This window comes from Streptomyces sp. DvalAA-14 (assembly GCF_900091855.1).
Classification (GTDB): domain Bacteria; phylum Actinomycetota; class Actinomycetes; order Streptomycetales; family Streptomycetaceae; genus Actinacidiphila.
The window spans coordinates 1-4,954 of record NZ_FMCH01000277.1; the positions used below are offsets into that span (position 1 = coordinate 1).

Below are 4,954 nucleotides of genomic sequence, written 5' to 3' on the forward strand. Positions count from 1 at the left end.
GGACGACGCGGAGCCGCACGACGCGAGCGTGCTGGGCATGTGGTGGGCCGGCCGGGTGCGGCTCGACGTGTGCGCGCTGGTCTGCGCGGGCGGCCGGGCGCTGGACGACGACCACTTCGTCTTCTACAACAACCCGCGCACCCCGGACGGGACGGTGCGGATGATGCCCGCGCTGGGCGAGGACAAGGCGGCGATCTGGGTCAGCTTCGACCGGCTGCCGGCCCGGGCGGACCGGGTGGTGCTGGTCGCCGCGATCGACCCGCAGGCCGATCCGGACGCCGACCTGTCCGGCTTCACCGACGCCCGCATCCGGCTGACCGACCCGGCGGGCACCGAGGCCGACCGGCTGGAGGTGTCCGACGGGCGGCCCGGCGAGACCGCGCTCGTGCTCGGCTCGTTCCGGCGGCGACCGGGCGGGAACTGGGACTTCGTGCCCGGCGGCAAGGGCTACCCGGGCCCGGAGGGTCTGCTGGACCTGGTGCAGGAGCACGGCATCGAAGTGGAGTGAGCCGGGGCCGGACGCCCGCGTGCTACACTGCGAGCAGGGACTCACAGTCCGCGCCCTTCTGAGGCGCCGGTCCCTGGTTTTTCCGGAGCATCCCTGTGATCTCCCCGCTCAACTCCTCTCGTCATCCGCACCGGCTCTCCGGTGGTTTCCCGCGGTACGTGGAGCGTGACGGATCCGCTCGCACCGCATTCCCCTGTGTGTGCTTTCTGCCTGTTCTTCCCTCTTCTTCCTCGACCCGCCCGCCCTTGGCCGGCCGGCTCGACCTCCGTCCTCGAAAGGACGACGATTCATGACCGAAATTCTCGAACGCCCGCAGGTACAGCGGGAGTCGGCGCCCATGCGGGTGGTGGGCGTGCTCGATGTCAGCGGCGGCGGTGCCGGCCGGCTGCGTCATTCCGGGTGGCTGGCGACGCCCGACGACGTCCAGGTCCCCGCGGCCCAGATCCGCTCGGCGGGTCTGCGCAAGGGGGACCTGGTGGAAGGGGTGGCGGGCCGGCCCGGCACCCTCGCCGAAGTGCGACTCGTCAACGGGCTGCCGCCCGGCGGCCGTCGGCGGCACTTCGCGGAGCTGACCCCGCTGCACCCGCGGCAGCCGCTGCGGCTGGAGAGCGGGCTGCTCAAGGGCTCCGGCGCGGCGGCCGGCCGGATCATGGACCTGATGACCCCGGTCGGCAAGGGTCAGCGCGGCCTGATCGTGGCGCCGCCGAAGACCGGCAAGACCATGCTGCTGCAGAGCGTGGCCGCCGCGATCGCCGCCAACCACCCCGAATGCCATCTGATGGTGCTGCTGCTCGACGAGCGCCCCGAAGAGGTCACCGACATGCGGCGCAGCGTGCGCGGCGAGGTGATCGCCTCGACCTTCGACCAGCCGGCCAAGCAGCACATCGCGGTCGCCGAACTGGTCGTCGAGCGGGCCAAGCGGCTGGTGGAGCTGGGGCAGGACGTGGTGATCCTGCTCGACTCGCTGACCCGGCTGTGCCGGGCGCACAACACGGCGGCGTCCGGCAGCGGCCGCACCCTGTCCGGCGGGGTGGACGCGGCGGCGCTGCTCGGCCCGAAGCGGCTGTTCGGCGCGGCCCGGCTGGCCGAGGAGGGCGGCTCGCTCACCATCTTGGCGACCGCGCTGGTGGACACCGGCTCGCGGGCCGACAACTTCTACTACGAAGAGCTCAAGGGCACCGGCAATATGGAGCTGCACCTGGACCGGGCGCTCGCCGAGCAGCGGGTCTTCCCGGCGGTGGATGTACTGACCTCCGGTACGCGGCGTGAGGAACTCCTCCTTCCCGCCGCCGAGTTGTCGGTGGTCCGCGGCCTGCGGCGGGTGCTGCACGGGCGGGACGCCCAGTCCGGCCTCGAAGTCCTGCTGGAGCGGATCCGGCAGACCCCGGACAACGCGGCCTTCCTGCGGCAGATCCAGGGCACGCTCCCGGCCTGAATCGCGCCGCGGCCCGGCGCCGGTCGCTCGTCCGGTGCCGGCCGACCGGTCCGCGACCGTCAACGACCGTCAGCGTTCGAAGGTACCGGTCAGCCGGCCTCGGGCCAGGACGGGAGCGGTGAGCGAGGAGAGCAGGGCGCGGGGCCGTGCCCGGTCGGCGGCGGGGCCGCCCGGAGCGGTGCCCGCGGCGCCGGACAGCGCGAACAGCTGGAAGGTGTAGTGGTGCGGTCCGTGGCCCTTGATGGGTGCCGGGCCCTGGTAACCGCGGCCGATGGTCGAGCGCAGCACCCGCACCCCGGCCGCCGGTCGCCGAGCGGCGAGCGCGCCGGAGTCGAGGTGCGTCACGGCCGGATCGATGAGGGCCAGGCAGTGGACGGCGGGCCGGGCGATCGGCACGTCGGTGTCCTCGACGACCAGCAGCAACTGCGCGGTGCCGGCCGGCGGCGGGCTCCAGGCGAGGTCGGGGGACAGATTCCCGCCGCGGATGTGCCGGGCCGCGTGCTCGAGCGGTATCGCGCCGCCGTCGGCGAACCGGCGGCTCGTCACACTCAGCAGTTCGCGGCCCTGCAACTGCGGCAGATTCCATGCCGCGTGGGCCTCGCCCGCCCGGCGGTTGCGCAGCAGCTTGCCCAGCAGATTCATCGGGTGCCCTCGACCATGTCGGTGATCTCGGCCGTGGTGGCGGTCTCGCCGGTCTTGGGGAAGATGCGGTCGATGCTGTTGCGGTGCGCGTCGGCGTCGGGGTCGCTCATGGCGTCGGTCGCGAGGACGACGTGGTAGCCGTAGTCGTAGGCCGCGCGTGCGGTGGACTCGACGCCGCTGCTGGTCGAGATGCCGGCCAGTACGACCTGGGTGACGCCCAGGTCGCGCAGGAGCGTGTCGAGCCCGGTGTCGTGGAAGGCGCTGCGCCGCCGCTTGGTGATCAGGTGATCGGTCGGCTGTACGTCGAGCTCGTCGACGAGGTCGGACCACCCGGGCGGAAACGCCGCGGGGCCCGCGGTGCCCGCGCCGGGCCGGGCGGTGTCGGTCCGGCCCGGCGCCCCGCCGGTGACGTTGACCAGGACCACCGGCAGGCCGCGGCGGCGGAAGGCGGTCGCCAGCCGTGCCGCGTGCCGCACGACCGGAGTGGCGGGAGCGTCCTCCCGGGCCGGGACGATGCCCTTTTGCAGATCGATCACGACGAGTGCCGAGGTCGGGTCGAGCGTTGTCAGTGCCATGGTGTTCTTTCTCTGAGTGTCGGCCGCCTGCGGGTGTTCGGCGGCTTGCCGGAAGGGACGGTCGGGGTGCTCGGCCGGGCCCTCGGCCGCGGGGGCGGAATAGGCACCGCGCAGGGTGGCGGCGATCGCGGCCAGGACGGCCAGCACGGCGCCGAAGGCGAACACGACGACCAGGCCGGAGTGGAAGGGTCCGGATATCAGGTTCGGGAAGAACTCCCGTCCGGTCAGGCCGGGCGCTCCGGGGCGTGGGTCACCGCGGGAACAGTCATCTGTGGTCACTTCCTCGGTCTTCCCCGCACGTCAGATGTTCTGGGCCAGCCGCTCCAGCAGCGGTGCGGCGGCGGCGAACTGGGCGAGTTCCGCGGGGGTGAAGGCGCCGGCCATGACCCGGGAGAGCAACTCGGTCCGGGCGTTGCGCTTGTCCCGCAACTGCTGCCGGCCGGCGTCGGTCACCGTCAGGATCAGCCGCCTGCCGTCCTCGGGGTCCGGATTCCGTTCGACCAGGCCGCGGGCCTGCAGTGCGCCGACGGTGGTCCCCATCGCCTGCGCGGTGATCTGCCCCTGCCGGGCCAGCTCCGAGGAGGTGGCGGGCCCGCCGCGTTCCAGCTGGGACAGCGCCTCCCGCTCGGGCACGGTGAGCCCGCCCTCGGTGGGGACCTGGCGGATCCGCCGCACCAGCAGGCTGACGGATCCGAACAGGGCGGCGGCGATCGCGTCGGTGTCCAGCTCGTCACTCATATACTAAAGCTAGCTTATCAAGCTGCCTTAGTACATAGCCGTGCGCCGCCGGCCCCGCCCGCCGTGCGACACCGCCGGGCGGATCACCGTCCGCCGCCGGTCAACCAGCTCCGGGGGCAGCCCGGCGGCGCCGGCTAGTACGTCCCCGGCACGCCGCCGATCCGCGCGTCCAGCGTCCGGCTGAGCCGGTACGCCACCGGGCGGAAGCCGAAGGCGGGCCAGTGGCCGGCCGCCGACAGGGAGGCGGACGGCCAGCGGGCCGACATGTAGCGGTGGCCGTTGTCGTACGCCCAGGCGAGCGCGGTGGCCAGCAGCACCCGGCTGATGCCCTCGCCCCGGGCGGCCGGTGTCACATAGGCCTCGGCGAGCTCGACGCAGGACTCGGGGATCACCGGGTCGGGGATCGCCGGGTGCAGCAGCACCATGCCGATCTCCTCACCGCGCCGGGAGGCGATCCAGGCGCCGCAGCGCGGATCGCCGAGCGCGTCGGCGTACCGCAGCCGCAGCGCGGCCAGCGCGCCCTCCGGCTGGGGCTGGAAGACGCCGGACTCGCGCTGCCGGCGGGAGGACTCGGCGGCCATCCGGCCGATCTGCGGCAGGTCGCCGGGGCCGGCCCGCCGGATGCCGAGGCCCTCGACGCCGCGGGGCTGCCGGCCCCGCGGGCGGACGCCCATCAGCCCGTGCACCAGCTCGCGGCCGAAGCCGAGATCGGACCAGGGCGCGGTGGCGGTCTCGCCGGCCGGCACCCAGGCGTAGTGGACCAGGCGCCGGTCGGCGACCAGCCGCGCGGCGACCCGGACGTACAGCGCGCGCAGCACCTCGCTCTCCCGGCCGGCAGGCAGGGCGTGCCCGCCGTGCGGGACCAGCGCGGAGCGGGGGTGGCTGCGCAGTGCGGCCGGATCGTCGGGGGTGAGGTCGACGGGGATCGCGGCGAGGTGCCCGATCAGGCCGCCGTCGCCGTCCAGGGCGCGGCAGGCCTCCAGGCCGGGGGCGGTGTGCAGCTTGCCGAGCAGCTCCTCGCCGCGCACCGGGCCGTCGGCCAGCCAGGACGCTGGG

Annotated in this window: 6 protein-coding genes; 2 read left to right on the forward strand and 4 right to left on the reverse strand. The window is 74.0% G+C overall.

Going from position 1 to position 4,954, the window contains the following annotated elements:
* Positions 1–508: TerD family protein (locus GA0115240_RS14305; protein WP_141708836.1), on the forward strand; the 508-nt coding region annotated here is incomplete at its 5' end.
* Positions 509–797: 289 nt separating this feature from the next.
* Positions 798–1,943 (forward strand): transcription termination factor Rho, encoded by a 1,146-nt coding sequence (rho, locus tag GA0115240_RS14310; RefSeq protein ID WP_093737056.1) that lies wholly within the window; start codon positions 798–800, stop codon positions 1,941–1,943.
* Positions 1,944–2,012: 69 nt separating this feature from the next.
* On the opposite strand, the gene GA0115240_RS14315 is transcribed toward rho, so the two are convergent.
* The 4 genes from GA0115240_RS14315 to GA0115240_RS14330 all read right to left on the reverse strand — a co-directional run.
* A complete protein-coding gene (locus GA0115240_RS14315; protein WP_093737057.1) occupies positions 2,013–2,585 on the reverse strand; it encodes a YbhB/YbcL family Raf kinase inhibitor-like protein in 573 nt (190 codons plus the stop codon).
* Entirely contained in the window at positions 2,582–3,160 is a 579-nt protein-coding gene (locus GA0115240_RS14320) for an isochorismatase family protein (protein WP_093737061.1), read from the reverse strand. The genes GA0115240_RS14315 and GA0115240_RS14320 overlap by 4 nt, the downstream gene beginning before the upstream one ends.
* Before the next feature lie 300 nt (positions 3,161–3,460).
* Positions 3,461–3,898, reverse strand: a complete 438-nt coding sequence (locus GA0115240_RS14325) for a MarR family winged helix-turn-helix transcriptional regulator (RefSeq protein WP_093737058.1) — start codon at positions 3,896–3,898, stop codon at positions 3,461–3,463.
* A gap of 134 nt (positions 3,899–4,032) precedes the next feature.
* The coding region (locus tag GA0115240_RS14330) for a GNAT family N-acetyltransferase (RefSeq protein ID WP_107407145.1) at positions 4,033–4,954 on the reverse strand (922 nt) is incomplete at its 5' end.

Coding starts and splice junctions, on each gene's coding strand:
- rho (WP_093737056.1), top strand. CDS start 798: ATGACCGAAATTCTCGAACGCCCGCAGGTACAGCGGGAGTCGGCGCCC.
- GA0115240_RS14315 (WP_093737057.1), bottom strand. CDS start 2,585: ATGAATCTGCTGGGCAAGCTGCTGCGCAACCGCCGGGCGGGCGAGGCC.
- GA0115240_RS14320 (WP_093737061.1), bottom strand. CDS start 3,160: ATGGCACTGACAACGCTCGACCCGACCTCGGCACTCGTCGTGATCGAT.
- GA0115240_RS14325 (WP_093737058.1), bottom strand. CDS start 3,898: ATGAGTGACGAGCTGGACACCGACGCGATCGCCGCCGCCCTGTTCGGA.